Raw genomic sequence first — 17,205 nt, forward strand, 5'->3', positions numbered from 1 at the left:
ACCCGGCTGGGGTGCCCCGACTCGACGGAACGCCAGCGCTGCGCCTGGCTGAGCAGACGGAGTCGTGCTCCGTCATGACGCAGAATCCGACGATGTCTGAAGACGGCCAACCGGTAGTCCCGTGCTGGACTGTCCAGCAAACTACCGACCTCAGCTCAGATGTCAACCGTGTCCCGATCAGCGGAAACCTAAGTTTTCGCAGCCAGGACAGGAGGCGTGAGTGCCGCCATGTGCACCGATAGGGATGTTTACGCAGCTCATGGACATGCACCTCGTGATCTCCTGACGAGCCCGGCATACCGTCAGGGCGCCTCGATTCCTCCGTCGGGGCGTCGCACGCCGGCGGCCCATCTCTCGAACAGGTGGGTGGACGGCGGGAACGCGGCCGCGGCGGTCTCGTCCAGGTCGATGCCCCAGCCCGGCGCGTCGTTGGGGTGGAGATGACCGGCGCGCGGGACGAGCGTGCCGGGGAAGACCTCACGTGTGGCGTCGTTGTAGACGTGACCCTCCTGGATGGCGAAGGCCGGCGAGGTGACGTCCAGCGCCACGTTGGCCGCGGCGCCGACCGGCGACACGTCGGCGGGCGCGTGCCAGGCCGTGCCGACGCCGGTGAGCTCGCACAACGCCACCAGCTTGCGGGCGGGGGTGAGCCCGCCGACCGCCGACACGTGCAGGCGCAGGATGTCCACGCCGCCGCCGGTGACGAGCCGGGCCGCGTCGGGCACCGAGGCGACCTGCTCGCCCACGGCGATCGGCATGGGCGCCGCCTCCCGCAGCTCGGGGAGCCGGTCGTACAGCTCCAGCGGGATCGGGTCCTCCAGGAAGAACAGCCGGGCGGGCTCCAGGGCGCGGGCCATGCCGATGGCCTGCTTGACGGTGAGCCGGTGGTGGACGTCGTGCAGCAGCTCGATCTCGTCGCCCAGCTCGGCCCGGGCCGTGGCCAGGACGTCCGGCGTGGTGCGCAGATAGTGCAGGACGTCCCACCCGTCGGGGTTGGGGTGGCCTGGGTAGGCGCCGCCCTTGCCCGGCGCGCCGTAGCTGCCGAGGCCGGGCTGCCCGACCTGGACTCGCACGTGCCGGAACCCGGCGGCGATGATCTCTCGCGCCTGGTCGAGGGTCTCCGAGATCGTCGCGCCGCCGGCGTGCAGGTACAGCGCCGCCGCCGCGCGCACGCGCCCGCCGAGCAGCTCGTACACCGGCATGCCCGCGCGCTTGCCCGCGATGTCCCACAACGCCTGGTCGACGCCGGACAGCGCGCTGTTGAGCACCGGGCCGCCCCGCCAGTAGGACGTGAGGTGCACCATGCGGGTGATGTCCTCGATGTCGGCCGGGTGGCGGCCGATCAGCATCGGCGCGACGTGCCGCTCGACGGTGGTGACGACCGAGTGGAAGCGCTGGGTGAAGGTGGCGCAGCCGAGGCCGTACAGCCCCGGGTCGCCGGTGTCGACGCGGACCACGACCAGCGGGACGCCCTCGGGCGCGGTGACGATCGCCCGCACGCCGGTGATCCGCAGGCCGTCGCGGGCCGGCCAGGGCGCCTGGGTCTGCGGCATCACCGCGGTCTCGCGGGTCGCGTCCTCGCGGGCGGTCATGGGTTCACCTCGCTGGTGTGGGCCTCGACGGGGTACAGGTGCTCGGCCCGGAAGCCCAGCAGCCGGGCGGCGGCGCTCAGGTCGATGGGCACCGCGCGCCCGGGCAGCGGCGCCCGGCGCTCGGCCCCCGGGTGGTAGCGGTCGAGCAGGTCCTCGGTGGGCAGCGCGGACAGCGTGTCCGGCGCGGCGAGGAAGACCACGTTCGCGCCGGTCAGCGGGCGCGTCGCCGCGAGCAGGTTGGCCCGGGCGGCGTCCCTCAGGTCCAGGTAGGACCACAGCTCGCGGGCTCCCTCCGACGGGTCCCGCGCGTACGTGGCCGCCCGCTCGGGCAGCTTGTCGCCGGGGCCGCCGAGCAGCGGGAAGCGCATGGCCACCGAGTCGATGCCGTGGCGGGCGGTCATCATGGCGGCGGTGGCCTCGTCGGTCTGCTTGGACAGCGCGTACGGGTCCTCCACCTGCAGGGGCAGCGCCTCGTCGATCGGCACGTAGGCCGGGTGCAGCGCGCGCGGCGAGAACGGCAGGCCGAGGACCGAGAGGCTGCTGGCGAACACGACCCGCCGTACCCCGGCCCTGGCGGCCTCCTGGAAGACGACGAAGGTGGCCCGGGTGTTGCCCAGGAACACCTCCTCCGGCGTGCCGAAGGTCGGGGCCGGGATGGCGGCCAGGTGGATCACCGTGTCCACGCCGTCCATGGCGGCCCTGACGGTCTCGGAGTCGCCGGCCTCGCCGGTGACCACACGGTCGGCGGGGAGGTCACCGGGGTCGTGGAGGTCGAGCGCGGTCACCGGGACCCCGTGCCCGGCGAGCAGGTCGAGCGTCGGACGCCCGAGCCTGCCCGCCGCGCCGGTCACCAGCACTCGCCGCGTGTCGCGGGTCAAACGATTCACCACCTGAACGGCTAGCCTTGCGTTTCCTTGCCCGACCTGCCTACACCATCCGCCCGGGGGCGGCGCAAGCACGGGCCACGCGCGGCGGCGGTCAGGAGACCGCGACGGGCTCGCAGCGGGAGAGGATCTCGGGCAGCGGGCCGGTGTGGACGACGCCGAGCCGCTGGGTGGCGCGGGTGAGGGCGACGTACAGATCGCCCGCGCCGCGCCCCGACTCGGCGAGGATCTCCCCGGGCTCGGCGACGATCACCGCGTCGAACTCCAGGCCCTTGGCCTCGGCCACGGTCAGGACGGCGACGGGCGCCTCCAGCGCGTCCGCGCCCTGCGCGGCCACCGCTCCGGGCACCGCGGAGGTGACGGCCTCGCCGAGCTCGGCGGCCCGGCCCGCGGGGACGATCACCACCAGGCGTCCGCCCTCGACGACCTCCCCCGCGACGATCGGCCCGAGCTCGCCGAGGTCGGCGATCCGGCGCGACCACGGCCGCGTACCGGTCTCGCGCACCGACTCCGGCGCCCGCAGGGAGGGCCCGATCAGCGTGAGGACGTCGGCGGCGACGGCCATCAGCTCCACCGGGGTGCGGTAGTTGACGCTCAGCGTCTCCACGCGCCAGCGGCCGGCGGCGTACGGGTCCAGGACCTGCTTCCAGGAGGTGGCGCCGGCGGCCGACCCGGTCTGGGCGATGTCCCCGACGATGGTCATCGAGCGGTTGGGGCTGTGGCGCATGAGCATGCGCCAGGCCATGGCCGACAGCTCCTGCGCCTCGTCCACGATGATGTGCCCGTAGGCCCAGGTGCGGTCGGCGGCGGCGCGCTCGGCCGTCGTCAGGTGGATCTCGTCGTCGCGGTGCCGGGCGGCGAACCGCTCGGCGTCCAGGATGTCCGACATGCCGGTCAGTTCGAGCACCTCGCGCGCGTAGGTGAGCTCGGAGTCGCGCTGGGCCTCCTCGGCGCGGCGGGCGGCGGCGAGCTCCTCCTCGGCCTGCGTCGCGGCGGCGCGCAGCACCAGCGGGTCGATGTCGCCGAGCAGCTCGGCGGCCTCGTCCAGCAGCGGCACGTCCGCCTCGGTCCACTGGTCGCGGCCGGGGCGCGGGGCGCGGAACAGCAGGTCGCGCTCGGCGGCCCCGAGCCCGGCGTACTCCATGCGCTCCCGGGAGCCGTACAGGCCGAGCAGGAGCTGCTGCGGGGTGAGGTAGGGCCACAGCCGGTTGAGCGCCGACTTGACGGCGGGCTCGGTGCGCAGCTCCTCCCGCAGGTCGGCGAGGTCGGACTCGTCCAGCATGCCCCGGCCGAGCGCCTTGGCGGCCTGCTTGGCCAGCGCGCCGAGTACCTGGCGGACGAAGACGGCCCTGGCCTGGTTGTGCGGGCGCCTGCTGCGCAGCGCGCGCCCGCGCGCGGTCTCGCAGACGCGCTGGTCCAGGCGCAGGGTGTACCTGCCGAGGTCGATGTCGATGGGACGGCGGGGCATCCGCTGGCGGTCCTGGACGGCGCGGGCGATCACCTGGGCCATGCGCGCGCCGCCCTTGACGGCGGCGACGTCCTCGGGCTCGCGGGCGGTGGCGGTGACGCCGGGGTACAGCTCGCCGACGGTGGACAGCAGGACGTCGGTCTCGCCGAGCGAGGGCAGGACCTGCTCGATGTAGCGCAGGAAGGTGAGATTGGGGCCGACGATGAGCACCCCGCGGCGGGCCAGCCGCTCGCGGTGGGTGTAGAGGAGGTAGGCGGCGCGGTGCAGGGCCACGACGGTCTTGCCGGTGCCGGGGCCGCCCTGCACGACCAGGACGCCGTTCAGGTCGGAGCGGATCACCCGGTCCTGCTCGGCCTGGATGGTGGCGACGATGTCGCGCATGCGCCCGGTGCGCTTCTCGCCCAGGGAGGCCAGCAGGGCGGCCTCGCCGTTGAGGGTGGCCCGGTCGTCGTCGCTGAGCCGGTCGAGGTCGAACAGGTCGTCGTCGACGCCGATGACGCGCCGTCCCCGGGTCTGCAGGTGCCGCCGCCGGGTCACGCCCATGGGCTCGGCCGGGGTGGCCCGGTAGAACGGCTGCGCGACGGGGGCGCGCCAGTCGATGAGCAGCCGCGTCTGCTCGTCGTCGGACAGGCCGAGACGGCCTATGTAGAGGGGTTTCTCCCCCGTCAGGTCGAGGCGGCCGAAGCACAGGCCGTTCTCGACCGCCCACAGCCGCGCGAGGCGCTCGGAGTACATGCCGGCGAAGGAGTCGCGCTCGGAGCGGTTCTGGTGGGTTCCGCCGCCGCCCTGGGCGAGCACGCCGTCGAGCTGCTTCCGTGTGCGCGCCCGGAGCAGGTCCAGCCGCTCGTACAGGCCGGCGACGTAACGTTGCTCCCTGGCGAGCTGGGTTTGACGGGTAGTCCCCGCTTCGTTATTATTGATAGTAATGTGAAACTCCGGGCCTGCATTGCTATTTGTGTTCATTGTGATGACAAGGGCCCAGAATAGCAGATCCGCCCCCGCACCCTGATTTCCACCGCCGCCCTCCGAGGCGGCTTTTCTGTTGCACGGGGCGCTTTTCTCCGTCCGGCCTCGGCGGGTCCCCCGCCGGGCACGGACTCCCCTGATCGCCGATCGCCGCACATCAGCGGCGTACTACCAACCTGGTCACAGCTTGGTAGAGCCTATTGACCCTGGTCGGGGGCGTGGCGGTACGGTCCTAGTGAGTTAGTAACCTTTCCTAACTTCCGGCGGGGATTGTCCGCGTGGTGAGGAGTATTGGGCGGTATGAACACGAATTCGCAGCCGGGAACGCCCAGCCTGCTGCGCGCGATCAACGACCGCGCCGCCCTGCAGGTGCTGCTGGACCGCGGGCCCCTGACCCGCCCCGAGCTCGGCACCCTCACCGGCCTGTCCAAGCCCACGGCCTCGCAGTTGCTCGCGCGGCTCCAGGAGGCCGGGCTGGTCGTGCTGGACGGCATCCGCGAGGGCCTGCCCGGGCGCACGGCCGAGCTGTACCGGATCAACCCGGCCGCCGCGCACGTCGTCGCGCTGGACGTCACGCCCGCGCGCATCGCCACCCGCGCCGCCGACATCACCGGCGCCGTCCTTGCCGACCACATCCTGCCCACCCCCGGCCGCAGCGCCGGCAACGTCGTCGAACGGGTGCGCGCCGCCGTCAACGGCGCGTGCCTGCAGGCCGGCATCGACCCCGCCGCCCTCCATCGCATCGTGATCGGCATCCAGGGCGCCGTCAACCCCGCCACCGCCCGCCTCGGCTACGCCGCCCACATCCCCGGCTGGCACATCCCCGACCTCGTCGGAACCCTGCGCGACGGGCTCGGCGTGCCGGTGGACATCGAGAACGACGTGAACCTCGTCGCGCTGACCGAGCAGGCCCACGGCATCGCCCGCGGCCACGCCGACTTCGTCCTGCTGTGGGCCGACGCCGGCATAGGAGCCGCGCTCGTGCTCGGCGGCCGGCTGCACCGCGGGGCGACGGGCGGCGCGGGCGAGGTGGGCTACATGCCGACCGTCGGCGCGCCGACCTCCCGCGAGACCGGCAAGCGCGGCGACCACGGCTTCCAGGCCCTCGTCGGCGGCCCCGCCGTGCTGAAGCTCCTGCGCTCGCACGGCGTGCGCGGCACCGAGCCCGCCCAGGCCGTCCGCAACGCCGTGCGCGACGCCGCCGTCGGGGGCGTCCGCGCGGAACGGGCCCGGGAGGCGCTGCGCGAGGTCGCCGCGCGCCTGGCCATGGGCCTGGCCCCCATAACCGCAGTGGTGGACCCGGAGATCGTCGTGCTGACCGGCGGCATGCTGCTCGCCGGCGGCGACGTCCTGGCCGAGCTGGTCGAGCAGGAGCTCCACCTGCTGACCTTCCCCCGCCCGCCGGTACGGGTCTCCAGCGTCGACGGCAACCCCGTGCTGACCGGCGCGCTGGGCCTCGCCCTCGCCACGACCCGTGACGAGATCTTCAGCTCGACCGTCCCCTCCTGACCATCCCCCGTGGTCCCCGAACCCCGTGCTCCCGCCACCCTCTCGTACGACCTCCTGATCATCGACCACCCGTAGGAGGAATTCCGTGAAATCACCTCTGCTGCTCGCCGCGGCGGCAGGTCTGGCCCTGCTCGCGTCGTCCGCCTGCACGGCCGGAACCGAGAGCGCGCCCGGCGTGCCGTCCGCGGGAAGCACGCCCAACCGGGAACCCGTGACCATCACGATGTGGCACGGCTTCTCCGCCGACAGCGAGGTCAAGGCGTTCGAGGACGCCCTGGCCGGCTTCAGGCAGAAGTTCCCCTGGATCACCGTCAACACCACCAAGGCGATCCAGGACGACCAGATCATCCAGTCCGTCCGCGGGGGCAACCCGCCGGACGTCGCCCTGTCGTTCACCACCGACAGCGTGGCGACCTTCTGCAAGACGGGCCTGTTCCAGAACCTGGAGCCGTACCTCGCGGCGAACAAGATCGACGAGTCGATCTTCCCCAAGGTGATCGCCGAGTACACCAAGTACGACGGCAAGCGGTGCGTGATGCCGATGCTCGCCGACACCTACGGCCTCTACTACAACAAGAAGCTGATGAAGGGCGCCCAGCCGCCCAAGACGCTGTCGGAGCTGGCCGCGCTCACCAAGAAGCTGACCGTCCGCGACCCTGACGGGACCATCAAGGTCGCCGGCTTCAACCCCAGCGCCCAGATGTACGAGAACGTCCCCATCCACACCGGTCCCATGGTCGGCGCCAAGTGGACCAACCCCGACGGCACCTCGGCCATCGCCTCCGACCCGGCGTGGAAGCAGCTCATGACCTGGCAGAAGGACCTGGTCGACTGGTTCGGGTACGACAACCTGGAGAGATTCCGCAAGACCTTCGGCGACGAGTTCTCGGCCGACAACCCCTTCATGAAGGGCAAGGTCGCCATGGCCATCGACGGCGAGTGGCGCAACGCCATGATCGCCGCCGATGCCAAGGACCTCGACTACGGCACCGCCCCGCTCCCCGTGGCCGACGACAAGCCACAGCTCTACGGCAGCGGTTTCATCGCCGGAACGGTCATCGGCATCCCGCGCGGCGCCAAGCACGCCGAGGCGGCCTGGGACCTGGTGAAGTACCTCACCACCGACACCGACGCGCTGGTGACGCTCTCCAACGCGCTGCGCAACGTCCCGAGCACCCTGCCCGCGCTGCAGTCGCCGAAGCTGGACAAGGACGCGAACTTCCAGACGTTCCTCGACATCTTCGCCAACCCCAACAGCAGCACGCTGCCCGCGCACATCAACTCGGCGTTCAACCAGCAGACGCTGCAGGAGGCCCAGAACAACTGGGAGTCGGGCCGCGCCAAGGACCTGGACGCCCTGCTGGCCGACGTCGACAAGAAGATCAACGAGAAGCTCAAGCTGACGGCGGGCGGCTGATCGGCGTGACCGCGACGACGCTCGGGCGTCGAGGGCGGGCGGTGCCGGTCGGCGGCCGGCACCGCAACACCCTGCGGGCGCTGCTCTACCTGTCCCCGTGGCTGATCGGGTTCTCGGTCTTCTTCGCCTACCCGCTGATCGCCACCGTCTACTTCTCCTTCCAGCGCTACGACCTGTTCACCCTGGAGCCGGTCGGCCTGCTCAACTACAGGTACTTCCTGCAGGACGAGGCCGCGTGGGCCTCCATCCGCAACACGCTGTGGCTCGTGGTGGTCATGGTGCCGGCGCGGGTGCTGTTCGGGCTCGGCGTCGCCCAGCTCGTCACCAAGCTGAAGTCGGGCGTCGGGGTGTTCCGGACGATCTTCTACCTGCCGTCCCTGGTTCCGCTGGTCGCCGGGACGCTGGGGTTCGTCTTCCTGCTCAACCCGGGCACCGGCCCCGTCCCGACGCTGCTGTCGGCCATCGGCATCCCGTCCCCGGACTGGTTCGGCGACCCGGCCTGGTCCAAGCCGGGACTGACCCTGCTCGCGCTGTGGTCGGTCGGCGACCTGATGGTCATCTTCCTGGCCGCGCTGCTGGACGTGCCCAAGCAGCTCTACGAGGCCGCCGCCCTGGACGGGGCCGGTCCCTGGCAGCAGTTCTTCCGGGTGACCCTGCCGGTGATCCGGCCGGTGCTGATGTTCGCCGCCGTCACCGGCGTCATCCAGACGCTGCAGTACTTCACCCAGGCCATGGTGGCCGCCCGCGTGGCGTCGGGCTCCACCGACTCCGCCGGGTCGGTCTTCACCCCCGGCTACCCCGCCCAGTCCACCCTGACCTTCCCCGAGTGGCTCTTCCACCAGGGGTTCCGCGATTTCGCCATGGGTTACGCCTGCGTTCTGGCGCTCATCCTGTTCGCGGTGTCGATGGTGTTCACGCTGTTCCTGCTGCGGCAGTTCCGCGGCCTCGGCGAGGAGGACGCATGACCCTCACCCTCGCGCCCGCCTCCCGGGCGCGCAAGGCCGCCGGGCGTACGCGCGTCCCGCGCCGCCGGGCCACGTTGAACTGGATCGCCACCCACGCCCTGGCGGTGGCCCTGTCCATCATGTTCCTCGGCCCAATGGTCTTCATCGCGCTGACCGCCGTCATGACCGACCACCAGGCCCTCACCTCGCAGCTGTGGCCGCAGGACTGGGAGTGGGGCAACTTCGCCGAGATCTTCCAGAAGGCGCCGCTGCTCACTTGGATCCTCAACACGCTCATGTACGCGGTGCTGGGCACCGTGTTCATGCTGATCTCGTCGGTCCCGGTGGCCTACGCGCTGGCCCGGTTCCGCTTCCCCGGGCGCAAGCTGGCGACCCTGCTGGTCATCACCACCATGATGCTGCCGCCGCAGGTGGTCGCCGTGCCCGTCTACATCCTGTGGGCGCGGTTCCACCTCACGGGCACCCTGTGGCCGCTGATCCTGCCCATGCTGCTCGGCGACGCCTTCTCGATCTTCCTGCTGCGGCAGTTCCTGGTGACGATCCCGAAGGAGTACTCCGACGCCGCCCGCGTCGACGGCTACGGCGAGTTCGGGACGCTCGTGCGGGTCATCATCCCGATGGCCAGGCCCGCGATCGCGGCCGTGGCCCTGTTCCAGTTCTTCTACTGCTGGAACGACTACTACGGGCCCCTGCTGTACGCGGGGACCGACAGCTCCCACTGGACGCTGTCGCTGGGCCTGGCATCCTTCAGAGCCGTGCACCGCGTCCAGTGGAACCTGACCATGGCGGCCACCCTACTCGCCATGGCACCGGTGATCATAGTGTTCTTCTTCGCCCAGAAGGCGTTCATCGAGGGCGTCAAGCTGACGGGAGTCAAATGATGAAATTGGCCGTTGTCGGGGGCGGCTCCACCTACACACCGGAACTCATCGACGGGTTCGCCCGCCTGCGGGAGGAACTGCCGCTGTCGGAGATCACGCTGATCGACCCCGACGAGCGGCGGCTGTCGCTGGTGTCGGGCATGGCATCGCGGATGCTCGCGCGCGCCGGGCATCCGGCCACGGTGAGCACGGCCACCACCATCGAGGACGGCGCCGCCGGCGCGCAGGCCGTCCTCCTCCAGCTCCGGGTCGGCGGGCAGGCGGCGCGCAACGTCGACGAGACGCTCCCGCTGGAGTGCGGCTGCGTCGGGCAGGAGACCACCGGCGCCGGGGGCCTGGCCAAGGCCCTGCGGACCGTTCCCGTCGTCCTGGACATCGCCGAGCGGGTGGCCAAGGCCGCCCCCGGCGCGTGGATCGTCGACTTCACCAACCCGGTCGGCATCGTCACCCGGGCCCTGCTCCAGGCCGGGCACCGGGCGATCGGCCTGTGCAACGTGGCGATCGGCTTCCAGAGGCGCTTCGCCGCCGACCTCGGCGTCGCGCCCGAGCGGATCTCGCTCGGTCACGTGGGCCTCAACCACCTGACGTGGGAACGGTCCGTGTACCTGGACGGCGTGGACGTGCTGCCCAAGCTGCTCGCCGACCACGGCGAGAAGATCGCCGGCGACATCGGCCTGCCCCCGGCGCTGATCCGCAGGCTCGGCGTCGTGCCGTCGTACTACCTGCGGTACTTCTACGAGCACGACGCGGTGGTCGCCGAGCAGCGGTCCAAGCCGTCGCGGGCCGCCGAGGTCGCCGCGATGGAGGAGCGGCTACTCGCCATGTACGCCGACCCGGCCGTCGACACCAAGCCCGAACTGCTGGAGAAGCGCGGCGGCGCCTTCTACTCCGAGTCCGCGGTCGCGCTCATCTCCTCGCTGGTCAACGACCGGGGCGACACACAGATCGTCAACCTGCGCAACGACGGCACGCTGCCGTTCCTGCCCGACGACGCGGTGATCGAGGTGCCCGCGCGGATCGGCTCCTCCGGGGCCACGGCGCTGCCCGTCGACCCGGTCGAGCCGCTGTACGCGGGGCTGATCGCCCACGTCACCGCCTACGAGAACCTGGCGCTGGAGGCCGCGCTGCACGGCGGCACCGAGCGCGTGACCGACGCGCTGCTCGCACACCCTCTGATCGGGCAGGCGTCGGTGTCGGCGGACCTCGCCGAGCGCCTGGTGGCGGCCAACCACGCCTACCTTCCGTGGGCGGTGCGGGCGTGACGACCATGCCGCAGGCCGAGGGGCGCGAAGGCGCGCCGACGCCCGGATTCGGGGAGACCCGGGAAGGCGGGGCCGCGTGAAGACCGTCCTGGCGGTCGACGGGGGCAACAGCAAGACCGACGTCGCGCTGGTGACCGAGGACGGGACGGTCCTCGCCCGCGGCCGGGGCGCCGGGTTCACCCCGCAGAGCTCGGGCGTCCCCGCCGCCGTCGACGTCCTCGGAGAGGCCACCCTGCGCATGCTGGGCGCCGCCGCCGCGACGCCGTACGCCGACCTGGTCTCCGCCTACGTCGCCGGCGCCGACCTGCCCGTGGAGGAGGAACGGCTCGGCGAGGAGATCTCCGCGCGGGGCTACGGCAAGGAGGTCGTCGTCGGCAACGACACCTTCGCCCTGCTGCGCGCCGGGGCGTCCCGGCCGTGGGGCGTGGCGGTGGTGTGCGGCGCGGGGATCAACGCGGTCGGGGTCTCGCCCACCGGCGAGGTCGCCCGGTACCCCGCCCTCGGCAGGCTCAGCGGCGACTGGGGCGGCGGCTACGGCCTCGGCGAGGAGGCCCTGTGGCACGCCGTACGCGCCGAGGACGGCCGGGGCCCGGCGACGCTGCTGCTGGACGTGGTCCGCGGCCACTTCGGCACCCGGCTCGTCGAGGAGGTCGTCCTCGGGATCCACTTCGGCGAGCTGTCGTCCGACGTGCTGCACGGGCTCGTGCCTCCGTTGCTGGCGGCGGCGGCCGAGGGGGACGCCGTCGCCCGCGAGGTGGTGGAGCGCCAGGCCGACGAGGTGGCGGTCATGGGCGTGGTGGCGATGCGCCGCCTCGGCCTGCTGGAACGGCCGTGCGAGGTCGTCCTCGGCGGCGGCGTGCTGACCGCGCGCCACCCGCTGCTGATGGGGCTGGTCGAGCAGCGGTACGCCGCCCAGGCGCCGTCGGCCACGCTGCTGGTCGCGGACGTCCCGCCGATCGTCGGCGCGGCGCTGCTGGGCCTGGACCGGCTCGGCGCGGGCCCGGAGGCGGCGCGGCGGCTGCGGGAGAGCTTCAGCGGCCCGATCCCGGCCCCGGTCCCCTGACCGGCGCATCGCCTTCGTCCTCTTCGTCGGATCGGATCCTCCTGGGATCCGATCCTTCGGTGCGGCGGTGCGGCGCTCGGTCGGCGTGCTTGGTGGATACGACGCGGGGCGGCTACGGCGATGCCCCGCGCGGCGCGCCGTGCGAGAACGGCCCCCAGGCCGCACGCGCAGCGCGGCGGCGCTGGCGCGGGGCGTACGGCGGCGCGCCGCGCCGCCGCCTTGACGGGACACGGGCGGCTGACTCGACGTTCCGGCGCAAGCGGGCGGTGTTTCATCACGCACTGGAGTACGCGGTGGAGCTGGGCGATCTTTCGGCAAATCCGCTGGACCGGGTGAACTGGAAGCCCGCCAAGGTGTCCGGGGAGGTGGACCGTCGGGTGGTGGTCAACCCGGCGCAGGCTCGGGAGCTCCTCATCGCCGTCACGTACGTCGGTCGGTCACGTGGGGCCATGCTGGCGGGCATGTTCGCCTGCATGTACTTCGCCGGCCTTCGGCCCGCTGAGGCGGCCGGGCTTCGGGAGAAGGACTGTCATCTTCCGGCAACTGGGTGGGGCCTGCTGACCTTGGAGGAGACGAGGCCAGAGAGCGGACGGCGGTTCTCGGACTCGGGCAGCACCCATGGTGTCCGCGGGCTCAAGCAGCGTCGCCGGAAGGCCATTCGGGACGTGCCGATCCCGCCTGAGCTGGTGGAGGTCCTTCGTGGGCACATCGAGCAGCATGGCACTGCGGCTGACGGGCGGCTGTTCCGGACCGCGACTGGCGGCGTCTTCTCCACGACGGCGTACGCCAAGGTTTGGAAGGAAGCGCGGACGTACGCGCTGACTCCTGACCAGGTCGCCTCGCCGCTGGTCGGCAGGCCGTACACCTGCGCCACGCGGCCGTCTCGCTCTGGCTCAACTCAGGCGTCCCGGCACCGGATGTAGCGGAACGGGCCGGGCACAGCGTAGACGTGCTTCTGCGGGTCTATGCCAAGTGCCTCGACGGGCAACGGGAGATCTCGAACCAACGGATAGCCAGAGCATTAACGGCATGAAGACATTCCGGATGCATGATCACCAGCCATCCCAAGCCTGAATGCCCCACCACGGACCAACTAGGTGCTTGTAGTCTTCGTAGTAGGCGTCGTCGGGCGGCTGGCGGCCATCAGGCAACCAGAAGAAGCCTCTCGACATCATGATCGGCCAGTCGTTCACCATGATCTGTGCGCCGCCGGTGACGGCCTCGGTTCCCGATGACACGATGTCACCGTCATAGGGATAGTCCCCGCAGACGTAATACAGCCCCACCCACTGGCATCCGCTGGTGCGACCGCTCTGGGCCAGCTTCGCTGCGTAGTGTTCCAGGCTCGACTGTGACAGTCGGAACCGCACCTGGAAGGGGACGTCCGCCTTGATCGTGAGGATGGATCCGGCAAAGATCAGCGGCACCAGCAGCCAGCGAACCGTTGTCAGCCACGGACGGGCTGTCCTTGACCGCCGGCGATTGATCCATAGAGCGGCGGCCACACGGATGATCCAGATGAGGCCCAGAAGGCTCCATGCGAGGAACATGAAGACCAATGCCTCGGCGTATATGTACGGCACGCTGGTCAGATAGAAGCTGATCAGCGCGGCCAGCGTGGCGATGCCCAGGAAGAGCCATCGCGGCGGTTTGATCGTCCGCTTGTCCAACTGGGCCGCGTTCTCGTGTAAGTCCGCTGTCACTGTTGAAGGATGGCGCACTCGATGATCTCCGTCCATGGCCGGTCACGGGCTACGGTGAGGAGGCGGGGCTGTGGCCAACCCCGAGGAAGGACGGAAGTGTCTGGCCCTACCACGTACCCTGGCTTCATCCCGCAGACCGGCGAAAACCAGGCTCTGAACTGGGAAAACGCTGCTGATTCATCCCGCGTATATCCCGTGAGGGGCGGCTGAGGGCTGCCTTGGGTGGCGTCTGGCTGCACCCGTGTCAGTCGCCGATCATATAAAAGACCAGGTCAGCGGGGGTGTGGCCTGATGTGGAGGGCGCGCCCTGCAGGATTCGAACCTGCGACCGTCGGATTAGAAGTCGACCGGCGACCACCAGCCCCATTCCCCTTCCGACCCGCGCCACAACCTTCCGGCAACCGGCCGGCCGGTCGACGACTCCATTCCGCACATCCTGCGGAGTCATGGAGCTGCCCTCGTCGCCCGGGGGCACGTCGTAGACTCGACAGCATGACGGCGCCGCAGGAAGAGTACGAAGATCTTCACCGGCTGATCGACCAGCTCAGGCCGGATCAGGTGCGTGAAGAACGTGCGCGACTCCTCCGGTTGGTCCACTCGCGCACCGAAGAGCCGGAACTCGGCCCTGATGGTGTGCCCACGCTCTTCGGCGCGTTCCAAGCGGGCAGGAGCGACGCCTCCGAACGGGTGGAAGAAATCCTCGCCGAGGGCTACGGTCACGAAGCGTGATCGTTGTCGATACCGGCCCGATCGTGGCCGCGACCTTCCAGGACGACAAGAACCACGAACGTTGCGTACAGGAGTTCGTGCGGATCCGCAACGTCAACCGGCCGCTGCTCGTCCCCAGCTTCGTCGCCGGTGAGAGCTGCTACATGCTCGGCAAGCTTGGCGGCCCCAAGGCAGAGGCAGCGTTCCTCCGACTGCTTGAGTCCGGCTGGTTTCGGATCGTCGATCTCACCGAGTCCGACCTCTCAAGGATCGCGGTCCTCGTCGAGCGATATCACGATCTCCCCTTGGGCGCCGCCGACGCCTCAGTAGTTGCCGTGGCGGAGCGGCTACGGGTCACCGAAGTGGCCACTATCGATGTCCGCCACTTCTCGGTGGTTCGCCCTGTCCATACCCCCGCGTTCACCCTGCTTCCTGGGTAGACCCATTCATCGGTACGGCACGAAGATCGAGTTCTTGGGGTTCGTGCGGCCCGCACGCCGCGCATCCCGTCCGCCTTCGGCCCATCCGAAGGGCAGCGGCCGACGACGGAGGTGCAAGCCCGTCTTCGCGTGTACGTCCACCGGCCGCGGTTCCTGGGCCATCGGATGCCGACGACCACATACGGACTTGCGCCGGAGGAACTGGTCTGCTGGGCTCCGCTTGGGTCGATGGCAGCGCGGCTGATGGGCGGCTGTTCCGGGCCGCGACCGGTGGTTTCTTCTCCACGACGGCGTATGCCAAGGTCTGGAAGGAGGCGCGGACGTACGCGCTGACCCCCGATCAGGTCGCCTCGCCGCTGGCGGGCAGGCCGTAGACCTGCGGCACGCGGCGGTCTCGTTGTGGCTCAACTCGGGGGTTCCGGCGCCGGACGTGGCCGAGCGGGCTGGACACGGCGTGGACGTGCTGCTCAAGGTCTACGCCAAGTGCATCGACGGGCAACGCGAGATCGCCAACCAGCGCATCGAGTCCGCTCTCATCGCGTGATCGCTGTTACAGCGCCGCCGGCCGCCGTGCGGGGGTGCCTCCGCTCAGGAGGCGCCCCCGGTGAGGTCCGGGGTGCGGTACTCGTACGGTGTGCTCAGCACGATCGTCGTGCGGGTGGCGACGTTCGCCACCGCCCGGATCTGCTGCAACAGCAGCTCCAGCGCGTTCGGCGAGCGCACGCGCACCTTCAGGATGTAGCTCTCGTCCCCCGCGACGCTGTGGCAGGCTTCGATCTCGGTGAGGTGTTCCAGCTTCTCGGGCGCGTCGTCCGGGGCGGATGGGTCGATGGGCTTGATCGACACGAACGCCGTGAGGGGAAGGCCGACCGCCTCGTGGTCGATCAGCGCGGCGTAGCTCCTGATGACCCCGCGCTTCTCCAGCCTGCGCACCCGCTGGTGAACGGCGGAGACCGACAGGCCGGTCTCCCTGGCCAGATCGGTGAAGCTCATGCGCCCGTCTGCGGCCAACAGCGTCACGATACGGCGATCGATGTCCTCCACTCCGTAAACGGTAGCGCCCTCTGAACCCGTTTCGTCACGCTTAGCGGTCACGGCATGGCCGCAACCGATACTCCCCGGTCACCAGCGCGATTCCCGGCGCCCGCGCTCCCTGTTCCCACTCCCGGACTCGGCCCGCACAGGCGCCCGAAACCCCGATCCGGATCACGCCAAGGCCCGATATTCCGCTCATAAGCCATATCTGGCGATACGCGTACCTCATCCCTACGATCCCCGTATGACAACGACGGCATGGGAACCCATCCACGGCAAGCCCTACCGCTCCGTCGGCTACCGGCCACCCCGGCTGCCCGCACAGGAGACCCTGGCCACCGCCGCCGCGCTGCGCGCCCGCATGGAGCAGCGCCGCACCGTCCGCCAGTTCTCCCCCGACCCCGTGCCCACGCAGGCCGTACGCGACGCCATCGCCGTCGCCGCCACCGCGCCCTCCGGAGCCCACCAGCAACCCTGGACGTTCGTCCACGTCACCGACCCGCAGGTGCGCCGGCGCATCCGCGAGGCGGCAGAGGAGGAGGAGCGCGACGCCTATGCCGGACGGCTCGGCGAGGAGTGGCTGGAGGCGCTGCGCCCGCTCGGCACCGACGAGGTCAAGACGCACCTCACCGACGCGCCCCACCTGGTCGTGGTGTTCCAGCAGCGTTACTACCTGGCCCCGGACGGCACGACGCGCAAGCACTACTACGTCAACGAATCCGTGGGCATCGCGGTGGGCATGCTCCTGACCGCCCTCCACCTGTCGGGCCTGGCGGCCCTGGTCCACACCCCGAGCCCGATGCGCTTCCTGTCCGAGCTCCTCCACCGCCCGGTCAACGAGAAGGCCTTCGCCGTGATCCCCATCGGGTACCCCTCCCCCGACTGCCAGGTCCCCGACCTCACCCGCAAGTCCCTCGACCAGGTGATGGTCGAGATCGGCGACGCCTGACCGTTCGAGGCGCGGCGATGTTCTGGAGTCGTTACGCGCATGGGTGAGGGACGATTCCTTGCGCGTAACGACAGAAGCACACCGACTCGCGTCATCTGTCATAGCTTCCAATGTCCAGCCGACTGATCGCAACCCGACTTTCTCGGAGTCATGCTCCATTTTGACAAACCGCCCGGAGCACCATAGATCATGATTCCCTATCAGATTCTTCCCGATCACGGACGCGTCGGTAATCAGGGACTGTAAAACTAACGGCGGATCTGATGATCAAGGGAGACACGCTTGATGTCCGAGACCGCTGCGGAGACGCTGTCCATGAACGAACCGACATCCAAGCCCCACCGCGCAATGTCAGATGAGCAG

The 17,205-nt window shown here is 70.4% G+C and carries 15 protein-coding genes; 10 read left to right on the forward strand and 5 right to left on the reverse strand.

The genetic code is table 11. From position 1 onward, the window contains the following. Window positions 1–302: 302 nt before the first annotated feature. The 3 genes from DQ384_RS37900 to DQ384_RS37910 all read right to left on the reverse strand — a co-directional run bounded on the left by DQ384_RS37900 (window position 303) and on the right by DQ384_RS37910 (window position 4,907). The gene (locus DQ384_RS37900; RefSeq protein WP_220183361.1) at window positions 303–1,592 is read right to left on the reverse strand and encodes an enolase C-terminal domain-like protein; all 1,290 of its coding nucleotides are present in this window, start codon (window positions 1,590–1,592) and stop codon (window positions 303–305) included. Next, window positions 1,589–2,470, reverse strand: a complete 882-nt coding sequence (locus DQ384_RS37905; RefSeq protein WP_220183362.1) for an NAD-dependent epimerase/dehydratase family protein — start codon at window positions 2,468–2,470, stop codon at window positions 1,589–1,591. The genes DQ384_RS37900 and DQ384_RS37905 overlap by 4 nt, the downstream gene beginning before the upstream one ends. Window positions 2,471–2,570: 100 nt before the next feature. Beyond that, window positions 2,571–4,907 carry a HelD family protein gene (locus DQ384_RS37910; RefSeq protein ID WP_114033707.1) on the reverse strand — a complete coding sequence of 779 codons (2,337 nt, stop codon included), beginning with the start codon at window positions 4,905–4,907 and terminating at the stop codon, window positions 2,571–2,573. A gap of 303 nt (window positions 4,908–5,210) precedes the next feature. Between DQ384_RS37910 and DQ384_RS37915 the strand changes: the two genes are divergently transcribed. The 7 genes from DQ384_RS37915 to DQ384_RS42540 all read left to right on the forward strand — a co-directional run bounded on the left by DQ384_RS37915 (window position 5,211) and on the right by DQ384_RS42540 (window position 12,930). Next, a complete protein-coding gene (locus tag DQ384_RS37915) occupies window positions 5,211–6,419 on the forward strand; it encodes an ROK family transcriptional regulator (protein ID WP_114033708.1) in 1,209 nt (402 codons plus the stop codon). Window positions 6,420–6,504: 85 nt separating this feature from the next. Then, a complete protein-coding gene (locus tag DQ384_RS37920; RefSeq protein WP_114033709.1) occupies window positions 6,505–7,836 on the forward strand; it encodes an ABC transporter substrate-binding protein in 1,332 nt (443 codons plus the stop codon). 5 nt (window positions 7,837–7,841) lie between these two features. Next, on the forward strand, window positions 7,842–8,801 hold the full coding sequence (locus DQ384_RS37925; protein WP_181871641.1) for a carbohydrate ABC transporter permease: 960 nt from the start codon (window positions 7,842–7,844) through the stop codon (window positions 8,799–8,801). Beyond that, on the forward strand, window positions 8,798–9,682 hold the full coding sequence (locus DQ384_RS37930) for a carbohydrate ABC transporter permease (RefSeq protein ID WP_114033710.1): 885 nt from the start codon (window positions 8,798–8,800) through the stop codon (window positions 9,680–9,682). Before DQ384_RS37925 ends, DQ384_RS37930 begins: the two co-directional genes overlap by 4 nt. Beyond that, window positions 9,682–10,944 (forward strand): 6-phospho-beta-glucosidase, encoded by a 1,263-nt coding sequence (locus tag DQ384_RS37935; protein WP_114033711.1) that lies wholly within the window; start codon window positions 9,682–9,684, stop codon window positions 10,942–10,944. Before DQ384_RS37930 ends, DQ384_RS37935 begins: the two co-directional genes overlap by 1 nt. 76 nt (window positions 10,945–11,020) lie before the next feature. Continuing rightward, entirely contained in the window at window positions 11,021–12,007 is a 987-nt protein-coding gene (locus DQ384_RS37940) for an N-acetylglucosamine kinase (protein ID WP_114033712.1), read from the forward strand. 266 nt (window positions 12,008–12,273) lie between these two features. Beyond that, window positions 12,274–12,930 (forward strand): hypothetical protein, encoded by a 657-nt coding sequence (locus DQ384_RS42540; RefSeq protein WP_281274188.1) that lies wholly within the window; start codon window positions 12,274–12,276, stop codon window positions 12,928–12,930. Between the two features lie 129 nt (window positions 12,931–13,059). Here DQ384_RS42540 and DQ384_RS37950 read toward each other — a convergent pair whose 3' ends face one another. Beyond that, entirely contained in the window at window positions 13,060–13,710 is a 651-nt protein-coding gene (locus DQ384_RS37950; RefSeq protein ID WP_114033713.1) for a hypothetical protein, read from the reverse strand. Between the two features lie 492 nt (window positions 13,711–14,202). Here DQ384_RS37950 and DQ384_RS37955 point away from each other — a divergent pair, with 492 nt between their 5' ends. Both DQ384_RS37955 and DQ384_RS37960 read left to right on the forward strand, forming a co-directional pair. Further along, a complete protein-coding gene (locus DQ384_RS37955; protein WP_114033714.1) occupies window positions 14,203–14,439 on the forward strand; it encodes a hypothetical protein in 237 nt (78 codons plus the stop codon). Continuing rightward, window positions 14,436–14,858, forward strand: a complete 423-nt coding sequence (locus tag DQ384_RS37960; protein WP_114033715.1) for a type II toxin-antitoxin system VapC family toxin — start codon at window positions 14,436–14,438, stop codon at window positions 14,856–14,858. Before DQ384_RS37955 ends, DQ384_RS37960 begins: the two co-directional genes overlap by 4 nt. 588 nt (window positions 14,859–15,446) lie before the next feature. On the opposite strand, the gene DQ384_RS37970 is transcribed toward DQ384_RS37960, so the two are convergent. Continuing rightward, window positions 15,447–15,902 carry an Lrp/AsnC family transcriptional regulator gene (locus tag DQ384_RS37970; RefSeq protein WP_114033716.1) on the reverse strand — a complete coding sequence of 152 codons (456 nt, stop codon included), beginning with the start codon at window positions 15,900–15,902 and terminating at the stop codon, window positions 15,447–15,449. Window positions 15,903–16,137: 235 nt separating this feature from the next. On the opposite strand from DQ384_RS37970, the gene DQ384_RS37975 reads away from it, so the two are divergent. Then, entirely contained in the window at window positions 16,138–16,842 is a 705-nt protein-coding gene (locus DQ384_RS37975; protein WP_114033717.1) for a nitroreductase family protein, read from the forward strand. Window positions 16,843–17,205: the final 363 nt, after the last annotated feature.

The organism is Sphaerisporangium album (assembly GCF_003323745.1).
GTDB lineage: Bacteria > Actinomycetota > Actinomycetes > Streptosporangiales > Streptosporangiaceae > Sphaerisporangium > Sphaerisporangium album.

Bases quoted from the DNA above. Each gene is read 5' to 3' on its own strand.
- DQ384_RS37900 (WP_220183361.1), bottom strand. From the start codon at position 1,592: ATGACCGCCCGCGAGGACGCGACCCGCGAGACCGCGGTGATGCCGCAG.
- DQ384_RS37910 (WP_114033707.1), bottom strand. From the start codon at position 4,907: ATGAACACAAATAGCAATGCAGGCCCGGAGTTTCACATTACTATCAAT.
- DQ384_RS37915 (WP_114033708.1), top strand. From the start codon at position 5,211: ATGAACACGAATTCGCAGCCGGGAACGCCCAGCCTGCTGCGCGCGATC.
- DQ384_RS37930 (WP_114033710.1), top strand. From the start codon at position 8,798: ATGACCCTCACCCTCGCGCCCGCCTCCCGGGCGCGCAAGGCCGCCGGG.
- DQ384_RS37935 (WP_114033711.1), top strand. From the start codon at position 9,682: ATGAAATTGGCCGTTGTCGGGGGCGGCTCCACCTACACACCGGAACTC.
- DQ384_RS37955 (WP_114033714.1), top strand. From the start codon at position 14,203: ATGACGGCGCCGCAGGAAGAGTACGAAGATCTTCACCGGCTGATCGAC.
- DQ384_RS37975 (WP_114033717.1), top strand. From the start codon at position 16,138: ATGACAACGACGGCATGGGAACCCATCCACGGCAAGCCCTACCGCTCC.